Raw genomic sequence first — 15,436 nt, forward strand, 5'->3', positions numbered from 1 at the left:
CGCCGGTCAGACCTGGACGCGGTCCTCGACGGCCTGCTGGATCTTGGCGATGGCGTCCTTGACCGGGATGCCGTTCTCCTGCGATCCGTCGCGGTAGCGGAAGGAGACGGCGCCGTTGGCCATGTCCTCGTCACCCGCAATGATCATGAAGGGGGTCTTGGCCTTCTGCGCGTTGCGGATCTTCTTCTGCATCCGGTCGGAGGAGGCGTCCACCTCGATCCGCAGGCCCTTCTTCCGGGCCTCGGCCGCGAACTCCTGGAGGTACGGGATGTGCGCGTCGCCGATCGGGATGCCGACCGCCTGGACCGGTGCCAGCCACACCGGGAACGCTCCCGCGTAGTGCTCCAGGAGCACCGCGAAGAAGCGCTCGATGGAACCGAACAGGGCACGGTGGATCATGACCGGGCGCTGCTTGGTGCCGTCCGGGCCGGTGTACTCCAGGTCGAAGCGCTCCGGCAGGTTGAAGTCGAGCTGCACGGTCGACATCTGCCAGGTACGGCCGATGGCGTCCTTGCACTGCACCGAGATCTTCGGACCGTAGAAAGCGGCGCCACCCGGGTCCGGGACCAGCGGCAGTCCCTGCTTCTCGGCGACCTGGCGCAGCGTCTCGGTGGCCTCTTCCCACGCCTCGTCCGAGCCGACGAACTTCTCCGGGTCCTTGGTGGAGAGCTCCAGGTAGAAGTCGGTCAGACCGTAGTCGCGGAGCAGGTTCAGCACGAAGGTGAGCGTGCGGTCGAGCTCCTCCGCCATCTGCTCCCTGGTGCAGTAGATGTGCGCGTCGTCCTGCGTGAAGCCGCGCGAGCGGGTCAGGCCGTGCACGACGCCGGACTTCTCGTACCGGTACACCGTGCCGAACTCGAAGAGACGCAGCGGCAGTTCACGGTAGGAGCGGCCGCGCGCATCGAAGATCAGGTTGTGCATCGGGCAGTTCATCGGCTTGAGGTAGTAGTCCACCCCGTCGTCGAGCTGCATGGGCGGGTACATGCCCTCGGCGTACCAGTCCAGATGGCCGGACTTCTCGAAGAGCTTGCCCTTGGTGGCGTGCGGGGAGTAGACGAACTCGTAGCCCTCCTCCTCGTGACGCCGGCGCGAGTAGTCCTCCATGGCGCGGCGGATGATGCCGCCCTTGGGGTGGAAGACCGCGAGACCGGGGCCGATCTCGTCCGGGAAGGAGAAGAGGTCCAGCTCGTTGCCGAGCTTGCGGTGGTCGCGCTTGGCGGCCTCCTCCAGGAACTCCAGGTGCGCCTTGAGCTCGTCCTTGGTGGGCCACGCGGTGCCGTAGATGCGCTGGAGCATGGGGTTCTTCTCGCTGCCCCGCCAGTACGCCGCGGCGTTGCGCATCAGCTTGAACGCCGGGATGAACCGGGTGGTCGGCAGGTGCGGACCCCGGCAGAGGTCCTTCCAGCACAGATCGCCGGTCTTGGGGTCGAGGTTGTCGTAGATGGTCAGCTCGCCGCCGCCCACCTCGACGTCGGCACCGTCACCGGCGTTCTCGACGGAGCCGGAGCCCTTGATGCCGATGAGCTCCAGCTTGTAGGGCTCGTCGGCCAGCTCCTCGCGGGCGGCCTCGTCCGTCACGACCCGGCGGGAGAACCTCTGCCCCCGCTTCTGGATCTCCTGCATCTTCTTCTCGATGGCCTTGAGGTCCTCGGGCGTGAAGGGCTTCTCGACGTCGAAGTCGTAGTAGAAGCCGTCCTTCACCGGCGGGCCGATGCCCAGCTTGGCCTCGGGGAAGATCTCCTGCACGGCCTGCGCCATGACGTGCGCGGTGGAGTGCCGGAGGATGTTCAGACCGTCCTCGGAGGAGATCTCCACGGGCTCGACGACCTCGCCGTCGGCGACGACGTACGCGAGGTCCTTCAGTTCACCGGCAACCCGGGCGGCGACGACGGTGCGCTCGCCGGGAAAGAGCTCGGCCGCCGTAGTGCCCGTCGTCACCACGCGCTCTTCCCGCTCGGAATCGCGTTGGATGATCACACGGACGTCTGACACCGGTCTCTCCTGACTCAGAGGTAACGCACGCGTCCGTAGTGCGCGTGCGCTATGAATCGTACCGAGCCGCGGGCCCCCTCTGCGAAACGGCCGAGCAGCGCTCGCCCGCCACCGCCCCCGCACCCCCGTGCGCCGGTGCCCACGCCGCCGGAACGGCCGGTGTTCTCCCGGGGCTGCTCCGTCGTCCGGGCCCGGCCCCCCAAAGCCCGTCACAGCTCTCCGCCCGGACCGACGGACCTGCGGGGCGGGCCCGACCGCGATCCGTTGCGCCTCCTCGCCCGGCCCCGGCCGGGTGGGCCCGGCTGCCCAGGGTGCCGCCGTGCGGGGCAGCCCCGGACGGCGTGGCAGGCAGAGGGTGCGGGTATCACCGAACCGGGCAGGGGCATCACGCCATCTGCCGTCCGGACACAAGGAGTTCGGGGATGACTCACTGGTACGAAGGCCCACTGGCCGCTTGGGGCACCGGGACAACGGGAGCGGACGCCGAGAAGGACCGGATCGTGTCGGCCGCCCTCGTCGTCCAGGACACCGCCGGCGGGCGGGTGCGCGTCACCCGCTGGCTGGTGAATCCGGGAGTGCCGGTGCCCGCCGGGGCGACCGGTGTCCATGGCCCGACCGAGGAAGATCTCCGGCGCAACGGCCGCTGGCCGGCGCCGGTGATGGCGGAGATGGCCCGGGCGCTGGCCGAGCAGTGCGCGGCCTGCCGTCCGCTCGTGGTGATGAACGCACCGTTCGATCTGACGCTGCTGGACCGGGAGCTGAGACGCCATCGCGCGTCGACGCTCACCGGCTGTCTGCGGGACGCACCGCTGTGCGTCCTGGACCCGCGGGTGCTCGACCAGCACCTGGACCGCTACCGCAAGGGCCGGCGGACCCTCACCGATCTCTGCGAGCTGTACGGAGTGGCGCCGGCCGGCCCGCCTGACGCGGCGACCGACGCGACGGCCTCGCTGGAGCTCGTACGGGCGGTGGGGCGGCGCTTCTCGTCCCGTCTGGCCCGGCTGACACCCCCGGAGCTGCACACCCTGCAGACCAGGTGGCATGCGGCACAGGCGCGCGGGCTCCAGGCGCGGTTCGCGAAGCACGGCATGACGGAAACGGTGGATCCCGCGTGGCCGCTGCGCCCGGAACTGCCGGCCGCGGCATGACCGGTCGTACCCCGAGTCCGTACCCGGACACGCAGAGGCCGGTCCGTCGGTACTACTGACGGACCGGCCTCTTCCGGGTGGGCGATACTGGGTTCGAACCAGTGACCTCTTCGGTGTGAACGAAGCGCTCTCCCACTGAGCTAATCGCCCGGGAACGGGTTGAACCATACAGGGCTCGGAGGGTCTGGTTCAAACTCCGCCCAGCCAGGCCGAGAGGCCCCGCCGACCGGCCCGCATCATGAGGGCGTGGTTGGCCCGGAACACGGCGCGTCCGGGCACCGCGCACAGCCGCATCAGCCGTCTGCGTACCTCGACCTCCTGTTCGTAGGTGGCCCGGCTGCCGGTGCCGTGCGCGGTCACCGTCCACCGGGCCCAGCCGTCGAGGTCACCGCCGAGGGTCGCCTCGAGAACCCCCGCCCGGGGGTCGCGGCGCCGTTCACGAACGGTCAGCACGAGGTCGTACGGCAGGAGGGAGCGGACGCGGACCGTACTGCTGACCCCGTCGACCGGTGTGACCGCGCGGATCTGCGGCCACCATCGCGGATAGTCGTCGGCGCGTTCGAGGATCTCGTACACGGCCTCGGGCGGGCCGGGCAGGTCCCAGACACTCACGAATCGGTAGCGGCACCAGTCCATCCTCCAAGTCTGCGCATACTCGGCGCGGGATCTGAGTACCCGAACTCATGTCCACAGATGTGGCCGACGCCACACTCCCCTTCATGGAACATCTACCGCCGCCCGCCGAGGAATTGGCGCTCCTCGATCGTGAGCTGGCCCAGCTGGACGTCCGCCGGTCCCAGTTGCTCGTTCGTCGCGCCTGGCTGCTGAGCGTGCTGACGCCGCCGGCCGCGCGCCCCGCGGTGCCGGCCGCACCGCCGTCCCGAACCGGGCCGTCGACCCCGTTCGCCGCTCCGCCCGGAACCTGGTCGCCGGCCGCACCGGCCGCATCGGCCGGGCCGCGCAGCGCCCAGAACGTGCTGCTCACCCTGGGTGGTCTGCTGCTGACGATCGCGGCGGTCGCGTTCACCCTGGTCAGCTGGGGCCACATGGGCATCGGCGGCCGCACGGCAGTGCTCACCGCCGTGACGGTCATGGCGCTGTCCGCCCCTGCCGCTCTGCTGCGTCGTGGGCTGTCCGCCACGGCCGAGTCGTTGGCCGCCCTCGCGGCGGTGCTGATGGTGCTGGACGCGTATGCACTGCACCAGGTGGCATGGCCGGAAACCGATGATCTCGGCTTCGCCACGGTCTGCACGGCGGTGCTCGCCGTGCTCTGGGGTGCCTACGGGCTGCTGCTCGGCCGGCTCCGACTGCCGCTTCTGCTGGCGGTGGGGAGCGCGCAGTTGCCGCTGGTGCTGTGGGCGTGGGCAGCGGACGCCGGAGCCACGGCGTTCGGCTGGGCGCTGCTGACGACGGCGGCGGTGGACTGCGCGATCGCGGTCCTGGGCAAGCGCCTCGCGGTACGGGTGACGGCCTGCGTCTGCTGCTGGACGACGGGCTCGATCGGTCTGCTGGTGGCCCTGGTTCAGTCGGTGTCCGCGGATGCGGTGCCGGCCGCCGCGGCGCCGGGTGCGCTGTTGCTCGTGGGTGCGGGGATCGCGGTGTGGGGGGCCTGGCGGGCGCCGTCGGGGCTCGCGGTGGCAGGGGGTGTGGTGGCCGGGCTGGCCGCGGTGGCCGCGGTGGGCGGTGTGCTGAGCGCGGAGGTGCCCCGGGGCTGGTCGGTGCCGTGGTACCTGCTGTGTGCGGTGCTGCTGCTGGTGGCGGTGCGCACCCCGCTGCCGCGTCGGGTGGGGCAGGGGCTGGTGTGCGCGTCGGCAGCGGTGACCTTCGCCGCGCTCCTGACCTCTCTGCCGCCGCTGGGCCTGTCGTTGGCGGGTGCTGCCTCGCAGGTGGCCGGGGTGTGGTCGGGAACCCCGGACGGGGGTGTCCGGGGCGCACTGGGCGTGGAGGGTCCGACCTGGTCCCGGATGGCCGCGGCGCCGGTGGTGCTGCTGCTGATGGCCGCGCTGTCGGCGGCTGCGCACCGGTCCTGGGCCCGGCTGGTGCGGGTGGCCGGGCCGGTGCTGTCTCCGGGTGAGGCGTGGCGGAGTGCGGCAGGGGCGGTGGCGGTGGCGCTCGGCTGGGCGGGGTTCACCGTGCTGCCCGCGGTGCTGGGCATGCCGTACGCACCGGCTCTGGCGGTGCAGTTGGTGCTGGTTGCCGGGGCCTTCGCCGTGGCGGTCCCGGGGCTGCGACGCGGGGCGGACGCCGTGGGGCCGATCGCGCTGCTGTGCGGCCTGGTGGGCGCGGCCGGCGCGGGGATGCTGTCGCTCGCGACGGAGACCGCCACGTACACGGCGTTCACGGTGCTGCTGGTGGTGTTCGGCACGTCGGCGGTGGCGCTCGCCGGCGCCTCGGTCTCCACGGCGCGGACCCTGCCGCCGCCGTCCACGTCTCAGGGAGCGCGGACCGTACGGCTGCCGGGGATCGCGCAGGCGGTGTCGGCGTGCGGGGCGGTGCTGTGCGCGACGGTGCTCGCGCGGGCGGTCGGGGCGTCACTGGACCTTGCCACCGACCGCGCGGCACTGGTCGTGCTGGTCGTCCCCGCGGTGACGGTGGTGCTCTCGGCGCGCCTGCGGGGCCTTCCCTCGGCTCTGCCGGTCGAGCTGTCCGGGGCCGCGGCAGGCGTGGTGGCGGTCGGCATGGCAGCAGGGAACCGGCCGTTCCTGGCGCTGGTGCTGGGGCTGTGCGGGGTACTGGCGGCAGGTACGGCCGTGCGTGCCGAGCGGCGCCCGGCAGCCGGGTATCTGGCGGTGACGCTGTTCGTCCTGGCGGCCTGGCTGCGGCTGTCGGCCTCGGGGGTGTCGGCCCCGGAGGCGTACACCCTGCCGGTGACCCTGCCCGCGCTCGCTATCGGTGTCCTGCGCCGACGCCGTGATCCGGAGGCGTCGTCGTGGACCGCGTACGGGACCGGCCTCGCAGCGACCCTGGTGCCGAGCCTCGTCGCGGCCTGGGCCGATCCGCACTGGCTCCGGCCGCTGCTGCTCGGCCTGGCAGCGCTGGCGATCACCCTGTCGGGCGCGCGGCTGCGCCTGCAGGCGCCGCTGCTGCTCGGTGGCACGGTGCTGGCCCTGGACGCCCTGCACGAACTCGCGCCGTATGTGGTCCAGGTCGTCGGCGTCCTCCCCCGCTGGCTGCCGCCCGCCGTGGCCGGGGTGTTGCTCCTGGCGGTCGGCGCGACGTACGAGCAGCGGCTGCGTGAAGCCCGTCGGCTGAAGAAGGTTGTGGGCAGGATGCGTTGACGGTGTGCCACGGTTGCCGGCTCGACCCGCTTCCGGGACCCGAGCCGGCAACGAGTTCGTCCGCCTCCCCCGGGTGAGGTGTGAACACGAGGGACGAACTCAGCCGAACTCCCCCTCGAAGTTACGCAGTACGCGATTTCTCGCCGCATGTGCGCAGAATTACGGAGGAGTTCCGAAACGTATGAGGAGATGCCTGGGGTGCGAAGGCTCCGCGCCGAACTCCTTCGAGAAATTCCGGTGTTACCGGAAGGCGGTCCCGGCAGCCCGTCCGGACCTTGTTTTCCGGCTTCCGCTTCTCACGGAAGCGCCCCCTGCGATACGCACCGCCCGAGGCTCATCGATTCGTCCACGGAGACACCGCAGCGAATCGTCCGAAGAAATTGCAGAGGGCCCGCGAGACGGTGAAGTCTCGCGGGCCCTCTGTCCGGGGTGGGCGATACTGGGTTCGAACCAGTGACCTCTTCGGTGTGAACGAAGCGCTCTCCCACTGAGCTAATCGCCCGGGCGCAGGCCAAACATTACCCCATGTCAGCGGCACCCCATGACCACCCCCGGGTCACTCGTCGATCTTCCACGGCATGGTGATCCCGAACTTCCAGACGTAGATCCCCACCAGCACCGCGACGATCACCAGACCGATCACGGTGAGGATGATGTTGCGCCGCCGGACCTTGGGGTCGAGCGCCCGCTGGGCGGCCTCGGTGACCTTCCGCCGCGTCCAGTGCAGCACCAACTGCGCCCAGACGAACTCGGTCGCCCAGATCGCCATGCCGCCGAAGATCACCAGCCAGCCGGGGCCGGGCAGCGGCAACATGATGATGCCCGCCACGACCACGGCGAGACCGACCACGAAGACGCCGACCTGCCAGCTCAGATGCAGCGCCCTGGACGCCTTGATGAACCCGGGCGCCCGGGAGCCGAGCTTCCGGCCCTCCCCCGCCGCTCCCTCGATGACGTCCCCCGTCACACGCACACCCCCGTGCCGGAGACCGGTACGCCGACACGGCGCCCCTCGCCCCACTCGTCCCTGTCCGCACTGTCCGCTTCCATGCGGCCAACCTACCGGAACGGCCTTTGTCACCGGAATGGCCGCATAACCCAAAGTTACACACCGCCATATGAGCTACTTGAAGGGACACAAAAAGGTCAGAGGGGTTTACAACACCACCCCAGGTGGCATGTCGATTTCGCCGACGTGCGAATCCCCGAGCGCACACTGAGCGAAAGGCCCTGGCGCTTATGAACACCACGGTCAGCTGCGAGCTGCACCTGCGCCTCGTTGTGTCGAGCGAGTCCTCACTGCCTGTACCTGCGGGCCTGCGGTATGACACGGCCGACCCTTATGCCGTGCACGCCACCTTCCACACCGGAGCGGAGGAAACGGTCGAATGGGTTTTCGCCCGCGACCTCCTGGCCGAGGGGCTTCATCGCCCCACCGGCACCGGAGACGTACGTGTCTGGCCATCCCGTAGTCACGGTCAGGGCGTCGTCTGCATCGCACTGAGCTCCCCAGAGGGAGAAGCCCTGCTCGAAGCCCCGGCGAGGGCCCTGGAGTCGTTCCTGAAGAGGACCGACGCCGCGGTTCCACCAGGCACCGAGCATCGTCACTTCGACCTCGACACGGAGCTCTCCCACATCCTGGCCGAGAGCTGAGCCAGGCCGAGAGCTGCACGGCGCCGTCCGACTCGGGGAGGCGGCGCCGCGCGGAAAACCTCATAAGGGCTGAGACCGGCGCCGTCATCACGGAATCCACCGTGGTGGCGGCGCCGGTGCGTGCCCTCCCCGCCCACACCCGTACGCCCGGCATGCCGCTCCCGGGCCCGCAGCGCCCGTCCAGAGCCGGGACCGGGCAGGCCCGGCTCCCCGGGACCCCGGCGCTCCGGTATGAGCTCTGTGCTCCCTTCAAGGGCCCTCTCGGCCCTCTTCCTGTCCGGCGCGAGCCAGTAGAGTCGGTCGGCATCGGCGGACACCCGCCCGCCGGAGGCCAGGGAGCGAAAGCGTGCTGATCCCCCACGACACCCGGATCGCCCTCGACACGGTGATCGACCTGCTGAACACCGCACCCGAGAGCGAACCCCCGGGGCACGGGCAGCCGGAAGACGGATCCACCGAGGGCCTCGACGGCATCGAAGCGCTGTACGACTTCGCGCGGCGTCATCGCATCAGCGGCGTCGGCGAGCTCCACGAGAAGGACCTGCGTGCCGTCCAGGAGGTACGGGCACGGTTCGCCACGATCTTCGCGACGGACGACGCCGGGACCGCCGCCTCGCTCGTCAACGCCCTCGTCGCCGCGGCCGGCACCACCCCGCAGCTGAGCAATCACGACGGCTACGACTGGCATGTGCACTACTTCGCGCCGGACGCCTCGCTCGCCGACCATCTCGCGGCCGACTGCGGCATGGCGCTGGCCTTCATCGTGGTGGCGGGTGAGCAGGAGCGGCTGCGGCGCTGCGAGGCGCCGGACTGCCGGCGCGCCTTCGTCGACCTCTCCCGCAACCGCTCCCGCCGCTACTGCTCCAGCCGCACCTGCGGCAACCGTCTGCACGTGGCCGCATACCGGGCACGCCGCAAGGAAGCGGCCGGCTGACCGTTCACAGCAGGAAGAGATCATGCAACGCGGCCATCAGCAGCAGACTGCCGACCACCGCGAGGAAGATCATCAAAGGGGGCTGGGAAAGCGCGAAGAGGCAGCCACGCGGCTCTTCGGCAGGGCTTGCGGGGGAATCGCCCCGTGAAGTGTCCACCATCTCGAGACGATCATGACCCAGTCCGGGCCCCCCTGGCGATCAACATGCCTTTTTGCGCAGTGAGTTCACCCTCTTCAGTGCCGGGAGGGATTCGCTCCGGCATCCGATCGCCCGTCATGCTTTCGGTACGTCCCGCAGTGCGCCGGACCGCGTTCACCGGCCCGGCAACGGCGCACCGGCCCGCGGGCGGCCGGCGAGGGACGGGGCAGCGTCAGATGCCGTGCTTCTTCAGGATGGCCTCGATGTCGCTGAAGTCGTCGTCCGCCGGGCCGGACTTCCGCTTCGGCTCGGCCTCCGCCCGGGTCCGCGTCGCCGGGAGGGCGGCTCCCCGGGAGGGCGCCGAAGCAGCGGGGGCGAGGGCGTCGCTCCCGGCCGCCCGCTCGGCGGCCTTGCTCCCCTTCCCCGCACCGACGCCGCGGTTCTCGACCGCACGGGTACTGATGAACAGCAGCCAGGCCACGGCGAGCAGTCCGAAGCCGATCCAGACGCTCGGCTTGAAGGCGATTCCGGCGACCCAGTCCACGATCCCGGTCAGCACCAGGCCGATCGGCACCAGGGAGTAGGCCGCGATCCGGGCCGCGCGGAGGAAGCGCTTCCGGTATGCCATGACGGCGGCGATGCCCAGGCCCGCCGCGGACGCCGCGGAACAGATCGTCTCGGCAAGCATCACGGCCTCCAGGCGTCGGCGGGGAACGTCCCTTCCATCCTGCACCGGTCGCGCTCCGCGCGGCCACGATCCGGGGCCGCATCGGGGACATTTCAGGGCCGGGATCCTCCCCAGGTGCCGGCCGGGTACCGATGGGGACATCCGCGAGGGCCCTGGGAGACTGGTCCCATGAGCGATTCCACCCCGGCAGCGCCCGTCGTCCTGGACGTCTGGTGCGAGCTCCAGTGCCCCGACTGCCACCAGGCCCTCACCGATGTGCATGCCCTGCAGACCAAGTACGGCGACCGGATCGAGGTGCGGCTGCGGCACTTCCCGCTGGAGAAGCACAAGCATGCCTACGCCGCCGCCCAGGCCGCCGAGGAGGCGGTCGCCCAGGGCAGGGGATGGCCGTACATCGAGGCGGTACTCGCCCGCACCACCGACCTCGGCCGCACCGGCGAACCGCTGCTGATCGAGGTGGCACGCGAACTCGGCCTGGACGCCGCAGAGATGGACACCGCGCTGATCGACGGACGCCACATGCTGATCGTCGACGCCGACCAGGCCGAGGGCAAGGCGATCGGGGTCACCGGCACACCGACGTACGTGATCGGCGACGTACGGCTCGACGGCGGCAGGAGCCAGGAAGGACTGCGTGAACGGATCGAGGAGATCGCCGACCGGCTCCTCGCCGCACAGGGCTGAGGCCGCCGAGCCGCTACAGCGCCTTGGCCAGGCTGTTCTGGGTCGTGCGGTAACCGAGCGACTCGTACAGCCGCAGGGCGGGCGTGTTGGAGGCGAAGACGTGCAGACCGAGCCGGTCCTCGCCCGCCTCCAGCGCGATGCGTTCCGCCTGGAGCATCAGGGCCCGGCCGTATCCCCGTCCACGGAACTCCTCGCGCACCTCGACGTCGAACACGTACCCCACCACCATCCCCGGGTGCATCTCCTGGCGCGCGACCCAGACATGTCCCACGACCACGTCCTCGTGCACGAGGACGTGCAGGTGCACTCCCGGGGTGGCGAGGCCGTGCGGCAGGAGTTGGGCATGGCTGGTCTCGGCCTTCCGCACGGCCTGTTCCGCCGGGACGCCGCGATCGATCCAGGACTGCGCGTAGCCGTTGATCGCGTCGCGCTCCCAGTGGGCGAACTCGTCGTCCGTCATCGACCGGGCGGTGACGTCGCCGGGCAGCTCGGGTGGGGTCTGCGGCAGCTGTTTGACCATGTTCCTGCTGCGCTCGACGTAGCCCAGCGCGGTGGCCAGCCGCAGCCCCGCCGGGGCGTCCGCCGGGACCGACACCATCATCCGGGTGCAGCCCCAGCCGCGCAGCACCTCCTCGGCCGCCAGCGCGGCGATGGTGCCGCGGCCCCGCCCGCGACGGGGTTCCTCGATGTGCAGGGAGCGGAGCTCGCCCGCCGTCGACCCGAACCCCGGATCCGTGCCGATCTCGACGGCGCCGACGGGCCGCCCGTTGTCGCACACGTCGTACGTGCGACTCTTCGCGCCGTCGGCGCCCTGCTGGATCGGCCCGGTCGGCCGGAGTGTCGTAGTCATCGGAGTTGTTCTATCCGCTGGGTCCCGGCTCGTCACCCGTTTTTACGGGGCATGGTGCCGGGGTCACGGGTCGAGGTCGTTCCCGGCCCGCTCGTCGAAGATCCGCATGGCCTTGGTGGTCACCGGTCCGGGCTCGCCGGACAGCTCCCGGCCGTCCACCCGGTGGACGGACTGCACGTCGCGCAGGGTGGAGGTCAGGAAGATCTCCTCGGCCTGTTCCAGGACGTCGAACGGCAGGTCGGTCTCCTCGGCCCCCGTCCACTCCACGGCCAGTGCACGGGTGATCCCGGCGAGGCAGCCGGAGGCGACCGGCGGGGTGTACAGCCGCCCGTCGACGACGACGAAGACATTGGACCCGGTGCCTTCGCAGAGCTGTCCGACCGTGTTGGCGAAGAGGGCCTCGGACGCCCCGTGCTCATGGGCGCGGGCAAGGGCGACGACGTTCTCGGCGTACGAGGTGGTCTTGAGCCCGGCGAGCGCACCGCGTTCGTTGCGCGTCCAGGGGACGGTGATCACGGCGGTGGTGTCGGGGCGGCGCCGGGCCTCCCCCAGGGCGACGACGAGGCCGGGGCCGGCGTCGCCGCGGTCGGAGCCCAGCGGGGAGAGCCCGCCGGTGTACGTGATGCGCAGCCGGCCCAACGCCATCGGGTTGGCATCGAGAACGGCCGCGCAGGCACGGCGCACCTCGTCGAGGTCAGGGTCGGGCAGGCCGAGGCCCCGGGCGGAGCGGGTCAGCCGGTCGAGGTGGCGGGTGAGTGCGAAGGTGCTGCCCCCGACGGCCTTGACCGTCTCGAAGACGCCGTCCCCCACGGTCAGTCCGTGGTCGAGCACGGACACCCTGGCGTCGTCGGCGTCCCGCAGTCCGCCGTTGACCCACATCCTCATGGCACGGTCCTTCCAGTCGCTTCTGTGGTGCCCGACGCTACAGCCGGCAGCCGGAAGGCCTTCGGTCCGGTCTCGTCCCCCTCCCCCTCCGTGGCGGAGTCCCGGGTGATGCCGGCCCCGGCGCCGGACCGGAGGACCGGGCGCGGTGCCGGTCCGGCGCCGGTCCACTCGATCCAGGAAGGTCCGTGTGCCGACGGCCGGCGAGGCGGTGCGGCAATCGGCGTCGGCCGGCTGCGGGACCGCTGGTGACGTCCTGCGGACCGGACGCGAGGAGGCTGCCGAAGCGGGCCAGGAGGGCGAGGTCGTGCGCCCGCTCGGGTCCGGGAAGGCACGCCGTGACCTGCCCCGGGGCACACGCACCTCAGCACGCTGCACAAACGCGTTTTTGTACTGGCCCGGGAATCCGCTAGAGTTCAACACGTCGCCGGGACGCGGAAGCGGACCGGGAAAGACAAGCGGACGTAGCTCAGTTGGTAGAGCGCAACCTTGCCAAGGTTGAGGTCGCCAGTTCGAACCTGGTCGTCCGCTCGCAGACAGGTGGGGGATCTTCCCGAACCCTCACTCCTGGTGGAGTGGCCGAGAGGCGAGGCAACGGCCTGCAAAGCCGTCTACACGGGTTCAAATCCCGTCTCCACCTCCAAGGACGATTAGCTCAGCGGGAGAGCGCTTCCCTGACACGGAAGAGGTCACTGGTTCAATCCCAGTATCGTCCACTGATCCGCAAGGATCCCCGCGCGATTAGCTCAGCGGGAGAGCGCTTCCCTGACACGGAAGAGGTCACTGGTTCAATCCCAGTATCGCGCACGCAGTACACGCAGGTTCACCCTGCGCGATTAGCTCAGCGGGAGAGCGCTTCCCTGACACGGAAGAGGTCACTGGTTCAATCCCAGTATCGCGCACCAGCGAGAACCCCGGTCGTTCCGACGACCGGGGTTTTTTCGTTTCCGTGGCGGGCACGGGTCGGCGCCTGCGGGCAGCGGGGCGCACCGCGGCCCGGACGGAAGGTGTCCGGGCCGCGGTCAGCTGTTGACCCGTGCCGGGCCGCTCAGGACGAGAAGAGCATGCGGCCGAAGCTCTTGTGCCGGTAGTGGCCACCGTGATGCTGAGGCGCACCCCAGGCGGGCGCCGGGGCAGCCGGGTAGGCCTGCGGCGGGGGCGGAGCCTGCTGGGTCCACTGCGCCTCGATGCGGGTCAGGGATTCCAGCTCGCCGTAATCGAGGAATATCCCCCGGCAGCCGCTGCACTGCTCGATCTGTATGCCGTTGCGGTTGTACGTGTGCATCGGCGCGTGGCACTTGGGACACTGCATGGTTCGACTCACTCCTCCACGTCGGTCACCGTCGTCGGAATGCGGGCCCGCCGACGGTCGGTTCAGCCTACGACGGGCCGTGCGCGCCCAACTCCGGCGGGAGGGAGGCGATTCGGGCGCAGGCGTCGATCATCGCCTGCTCCACCTCGTCCGGACTTCGGCCCTCCGCAGCGGACTTGGCGCATGCCAGTGCCGCGGTCTGGACGGTCAGGGCTCGGGCCGGGCCGTCCAGGGCGGACCACGGGTCGTCCTCGGCGTCCACGGCGGGCCCGCCGGCCGAGCGGTAGGCGTCGAGGAAGCGGAGCCAGACCTCCGGGGGCAGCACTCCGGCCGCGTACCAGGCGGCGGGGCGGGCGAGGTCCCACGCGGGGTCGCCGAGTCCGGCGTCGTCGACGTCGATGAGCAGCCAGGGGCCGTGGGGCGAGGGATGCCGGACGAGTTGGCCGAGGTGCAGATCGCCGTGGCAGAGGTAGCGGGAGCGGTGCGCAGGCGCGGTGCCCTCGCCGCGGGCCCAGGCGGGCAGGCGGCGCCAGGCCGCGAGGACGGGGGCGGTGGACGGGTGGCCGGGCCGGGCGGCCCGCATCCGGGCCACCGCGAGCGCCGCCTTGGCGGGGCCGCGCATGGGAGGGAGCCCGATGCCGGGCGGCGGCGGGGTCCGGTGGAGCCCGGCCAGCAGGACGGCGGCCTCTTCCCAGGGAGCGGCGTCGGGATCGCCGGGGTCGACGGGCTCGCCCTGGGGCCACAGGGTGATCGGACGCCCCTGGACGAGCGAGGTGAGGGGCCGGGGGCGCAGGGGGGCGAGGAGGATGCCGGACAGGCGGGGATCGTTCGCGAGGCTCAGGCGGGCCAGCAGGTCGGTGATCACCGTGCCGGGGGCGTGGGCCTTGGCCACGACGGGCCCGCGGCGGACGACCGTCCCGTCCGCACGGTCGGCGAGGACCGACGGCGCGGGGCAGGCACAACCGGACACGGTAGGTGCGTGGACGGCCCGGTGGGCGAGGGCGCCCAGCGCGTGTACGACTGCGGTGGTCACGTTCTCCCCCGGTGGCGGACGGCCCGATCCGTGCCGGGCCCGCCGACGAGCGTACGCGGGTCGCCCAGGGCGTATTGCGAAAGTGGCGTCGTCGAGCAGGCGGGACCTCCGGGACACGCTCAGGGGCTCCGCGCAGCGCGATGTCCGGCCGGCTCCCCAGCCGGCCGGACAAACGCTGCCGTCCGCCGCACCCCCGTCCCCACGGGGTTGTTGGCCGGATGCCCCGGTCCGGACCGCTCTTCCGGACCCGGAGCGCCGCTCAGCGCCCCAGCATCACACCCACGGACGACGCCTGTGTGACCACTGCGTCCCAGCCGCCGAAGACGACCACGAGCAGGGCCGCCAGAGGAAGAACCATCGCCGCCGCCACCAGCGGGTGGCGGGTACCGGACGACGGCCGGGCGCCGAACGCGGCATGCAGGGCGCGTTCCCGGGTGCGGATCATGGTCCGCGGTGCCGTGTCCGCCATGGTTCCTCTCCTGACCGGTTGTGAAGCGACGGGCGTGCTGCCTCGGGGGACGAGTAGTGCGCCCGCCGCTCGATCTCCACCCTAGGGAGGCGCAGGACCTGCGGCATCATGCCCGCGTACGGAATCCCGGGCCTGCGGGAGGATGAGCCCCGGGCAGTCCACGTACTCCCCTGGGTGGAGATCGGGCACGCCGCCCCGGGGACATCCCGGAGAAACTCCGCGGAAGGCCGGCCGGCAACCTCCGGAGACCCGCCGCCGCCCCCGGCCGTGACGTGACTCACTCGCTCTCTCCTCCACCGCTCCACGGCGGTCCCCCGCGGGTGCCCGCGCCCTGTCCGGTCCGCCGCTCGCGCGCGACCGAGCAGCCGCGATAC

General features: G+C 71.3%; 15 protein-coding genes, 7 tRNA genes and 1 pseudogene. 10 read left to right on the top strand and 13 right to left on the bottom strand.

Annotation, left to right across the window (positions count from 1 at the left end; genetic code table 11):
• Positions 1 to 6 precede the first annotated feature (6 nt).
• A complete protein-coding gene (thrS, locus tag AB0L71_RS02690; RefSeq protein ID WP_365237068.1) occupies positions 7 to 1,992 on the bottom strand; it encodes a threonine--tRNA ligase in 1,986 nt (661 codons plus the stop codon).
• Between the two features lie 422 nt (positions 1,993 to 2,414).
• On the opposite strand from thrS, the gene AB0L71_RS02695 reads away from it, so the two are divergent.
• The gene (locus AB0L71_RS02695) at positions 2,415 to 3,140 is read left to right on the top strand and encodes an exonuclease domain-containing protein (protein WP_365237070.1); all 726 of its coding nucleotides are present in this window, start codon (positions 2,415 to 2,417) and stop codon (positions 3,138 to 3,140) included.
• 78 nt (positions 3,141 to 3,218) lie between these two features.
• On the opposite strand, the gene AB0L71_RS02700 is transcribed toward AB0L71_RS02695, so the two are convergent.
• Positions 3,219 to 3,290 (bottom strand) — tRNA-Val (locus AB0L71_RS02700).
• A 39-nt stretch (positions 3,291 to 3,329) separates the two neighbouring features.
• A complete protein-coding gene (locus tag AB0L71_RS02705; protein WP_365237072.1) occupies positions 3,330 to 3,776 on the bottom strand; it encodes an SRPBCC family protein in 447 nt (148 codons plus the stop codon).
• Positions 3,777 to 3,859: 83 nt separating this feature from the next.
• Here AB0L71_RS02705 and AB0L71_RS02710 point away from each other — a divergent pair, with 83 nt between their 5' ends.
• Positions 3,860 to 6,418, top strand: a complete 2,559-nt coding sequence (locus AB0L71_RS02710; RefSeq protein ID WP_365237074.1) for a hypothetical protein — start codon at positions 3,860 to 3,862, stop codon at positions 6,416 to 6,418.
• A gap of 430 nt (positions 6,419 to 6,848) precedes the next feature.
• On the opposite strand, the gene AB0L71_RS02715 is transcribed toward AB0L71_RS02710, so the two are convergent.
• Together AB0L71_RS02715 and AB0L71_RS02720 are read right to left on the bottom strand one after the other, a co-directional pair.
• A tRNA-Val gene (locus tag AB0L71_RS02715) sits at positions 6,849 to 6,920 on the bottom strand.
• Positions 6,921 to 6,974: 54 nt separating this feature from the next.
• Positions 6,975 to 7,385 (bottom strand): TIGR02611 family protein, encoded by a 411-nt coding sequence (locus AB0L71_RS02720; RefSeq protein WP_365237075.1) that lies wholly within the window; start codon positions 7,383 to 7,385, stop codon positions 6,975 to 6,977.
• Between the two features lie 272 nt (positions 7,386 to 7,657).
• Here AB0L71_RS02720 and AB0L71_RS02725 point away from each other — a divergent pair, with 272 nt between their 5' ends.
• Both AB0L71_RS02725 and AB0L71_RS02730 read left to right on the top strand, forming a co-directional pair.
• A complete protein-coding gene (locus AB0L71_RS02725) occupies positions 7,658 to 8,071 on the top strand; it encodes an SsgA family sporulation/cell division regulator (RefSeq protein WP_003959770.1) in 414 nt (137 codons plus the stop codon).
• A 346-nt stretch (positions 8,072 to 8,417) separates the two neighbouring features.
• Positions 8,418 to 9,005, top strand: a complete 588-nt coding sequence (locus tag AB0L71_RS02730; RefSeq protein ID WP_365237077.1) for a CGNR zinc finger domain-containing protein — start codon at positions 8,418 to 8,420, stop codon at positions 9,003 to 9,005.
• A gap of 4 nt (positions 9,006 to 9,009) precedes the next feature.
• Here the strand turns inward: AB0L71_RS02730 and AB0L71_RS02735 are convergent, their stop codons facing one another.
• Positions 9,010 to 9,165, bottom strand: coding sequence for a hypothetical protein (locus AB0L71_RS02735; protein WP_365237079.1), 156 nt, complete (start codon positions 9,163 to 9,165; stop codon positions 9,010 to 9,012).
• Between the two features lie 211 nt (positions 9,166 to 9,376).
• The gene (locus tag AB0L71_RS02740; RefSeq protein WP_365237463.1) at positions 9,377 to 9,832 is read right to left on the bottom strand and encodes a hypothetical protein; all 456 of its coding nucleotides are present in this window, start codon (positions 9,830 to 9,832) and stop codon (positions 9,377 to 9,379) included.
• Positions 9,833 to 10,000: 168 nt separating this feature from the next.
• Between AB0L71_RS02740 and AB0L71_RS02745 the strand changes: the two genes are divergently transcribed.
• Positions 10,001 to 10,516: a DsbA family protein gene (locus tag AB0L71_RS02745; protein WP_365237081.1), complete on the top strand. Its 516-nt coding sequence runs from the start codon at positions 10,001 to 10,003 to the stop codon at positions 10,514 to 10,516.
• 13 nt (positions 10,517 to 10,529) lie between these two features.
• Here AB0L71_RS02745 and AB0L71_RS02750 read toward each other — a convergent pair whose 3' ends face one another.
• The 3 genes and pseudogenes from AB0L71_RS02750 to AB0L71_RS02760 form a co-directional block, all read right to left on the bottom strand.
• Positions 10,530 to 11,366: a GNAT family N-acetyltransferase gene (locus tag AB0L71_RS02750; RefSeq protein WP_365237083.1), complete on the bottom strand. Its 837-nt coding sequence runs from the start codon at positions 11,364 to 11,366 to the stop codon at positions 10,530 to 10,532.
• Positions 11,367 to 11,429: 63 nt separating this feature from the next.
• Entirely contained in the window at positions 11,430 to 12,251 is an 822-nt protein-coding gene (locus AB0L71_RS02755) for an aminodeoxychorismate lyase (RefSeq protein WP_365237085.1), read from the bottom strand.
• A pseudogene (locus tag AB0L71_RS02760) lies at positions 12,248 to 12,476 on the bottom strand (anthranilate synthase component I family protein); the annotation flags it as partial. The gene AB0L71_RS02755 and the pseudogene AB0L71_RS02760, both read right to left, overlap by 4 nt.
• A gap of 230 nt (positions 12,477 to 12,706) precedes the next feature.
• Between AB0L71_RS02760 and AB0L71_RS02765 the strand changes: the two are divergent.
• The 5 genes from AB0L71_RS02765 (at position 12,707) to AB0L71_RS02785 (ending at position 13,153) form a co-directional block, all read left to right on the top strand.
• Positions 12,707 to 12,779, top strand: a tRNA-Gly gene (locus AB0L71_RS02765).
• 38 nt (positions 12,780 to 12,817) lie between these two features.
• A tRNA-Cys gene (locus tag AB0L71_RS02770) sits at positions 12,818 to 12,891 on the top strand.
• A gap of 1 nt (position 12,892) precedes the next feature.
• Positions 12,893 to 12,964, top strand: a tRNA-Val gene (locus tag AB0L71_RS02775).
• A 19-nt stretch (positions 12,965 to 12,983) separates the two neighbouring features.
• Positions 12,984 to 13,055 (top strand) — tRNA-Val (locus AB0L71_RS02780).
• A 23-nt stretch (positions 13,056 to 13,078) separates the two neighbouring features.
• Positions 13,079 to 13,153: transfer RNA gene (locus tag AB0L71_RS02785), tRNA-Val, on the top strand.
• A gap of 143 nt (positions 13,154 to 13,296) precedes the next feature.
• On the opposite strand, the gene AB0L71_RS02790 is transcribed toward AB0L71_RS02785, so the two are convergent.
• The 3 genes from AB0L71_RS02790 to AB0L71_RS02800 form a co-directional block, all read right to left on the bottom strand.
• Positions 13,297 to 13,560 (bottom strand): zf-TFIIB domain-containing protein, encoded by a 264-nt coding sequence (locus AB0L71_RS02790; protein WP_365237087.1) that lies wholly within the window; start codon positions 13,558 to 13,560, stop codon positions 13,297 to 13,299.
• Positions 13,561 to 13,627: 67 nt separating this feature from the next.
• The gene (locus tag AB0L71_RS02795) at positions 13,628 to 14,593 is read right to left on the bottom strand and encodes an aminoglycoside phosphotransferase family protein (RefSeq protein WP_365237088.1); all 966 of its coding nucleotides are present in this window, start codon (positions 14,591 to 14,593) and stop codon (positions 13,628 to 13,630) included.
• A 259-nt stretch (positions 14,594 to 14,852) separates the two neighbouring features.
• Positions 14,853 to 15,062, bottom strand: a complete 210-nt coding sequence (locus AB0L71_RS02800) for a hypothetical protein (RefSeq protein WP_365237090.1) — start codon at positions 15,060 to 15,062, stop codon at positions 14,853 to 14,855.
• Between the last annotated feature and the right edge of the window lie 374 nt (positions 15,063 to 15,436).

The organism is Streptomyces sp. NPDC052052, from assembly GCF_040680455.1.
Lineage (GTDB): Bacteria > Actinomycetota > Actinomycetes > Streptomycetales > Streptomycetaceae > Streptomyces.

Excerpts from the sequence above, each read along its gene's own strand:
- AB0L71_RS02800 (WP_365237090.1), bottom strand. The coding sequence starts at position 15,062 with ATGGCGGACACGGCACCGCGGACCATGATCCGCACCCGGGAACGCGCC.
- AB0L71_RS02725 (WP_003959770.1), top strand. The coding sequence starts at position 7,658 with ATGAACACCACGGTCAGCTGCGAGCTGCACCTGCGCCTCGTTGTGTCG.
- AB0L71_RS02755 (WP_365237085.1), bottom strand. The coding sequence starts at position 12,251 with ATGAGGATGTGGGTCAACGGCGGACTGCGGGACGCCGACGACGCCAGG.
- AB0L71_RS02695 (WP_365237070.1), top strand. The coding sequence starts at position 2,415 with ATGACTCACTGGTACGAAGGCCCACTGGCCGCTTGGGGCACCGGGACA.
- AB0L71_RS02790 (WP_365237087.1), bottom strand. The coding sequence starts at position 13,560 with ATGCAGTGTCCCAAGTGCCACGCGCCGATGCACACGTACAACCGCAAC.
- AB0L71_RS02710 (WP_365237074.1), top strand. The coding sequence starts at position 3,860 with ATGGAACATCTACCGCCGCCCGCCGAGGAATTGGCGCTCCTCGATCGT.
- AB0L71_RS02750 (WP_365237083.1), bottom strand. The coding sequence starts at position 11,366 with ATGACTACGACACTCCGGCCGACCGGGCCGATCCAGCAGGGCGCCGAC.
- AB0L71_RS02745 (WP_365237081.1), top strand. The coding sequence starts at position 10,001 with ATGAGCGATTCCACCCCGGCAGCGCCCGTCGTCCTGGACGTCTGGTGC.
- AB0L71_RS02705 (WP_365237072.1), bottom strand. The coding sequence starts at position 3,776 with ATGGACTGGTGCCGCTACCGATTCGTGAGTGTCTGGGACCTGCCCGGC.
- AB0L71_RS02740 (WP_365237463.1), bottom strand. The coding sequence starts at position 9,832 with ATGCTTGCCGAGACGATCTGTTCCGCGGCGTCCGCGGCGGGCCTGGGC.
- AB0L71_RS02735 (WP_365237079.1), bottom strand. The coding sequence starts at position 9,165 with ATGGTGGACACTTCACGGGGCGATTCCCCCGCAAGCCCTGCCGAAGAG.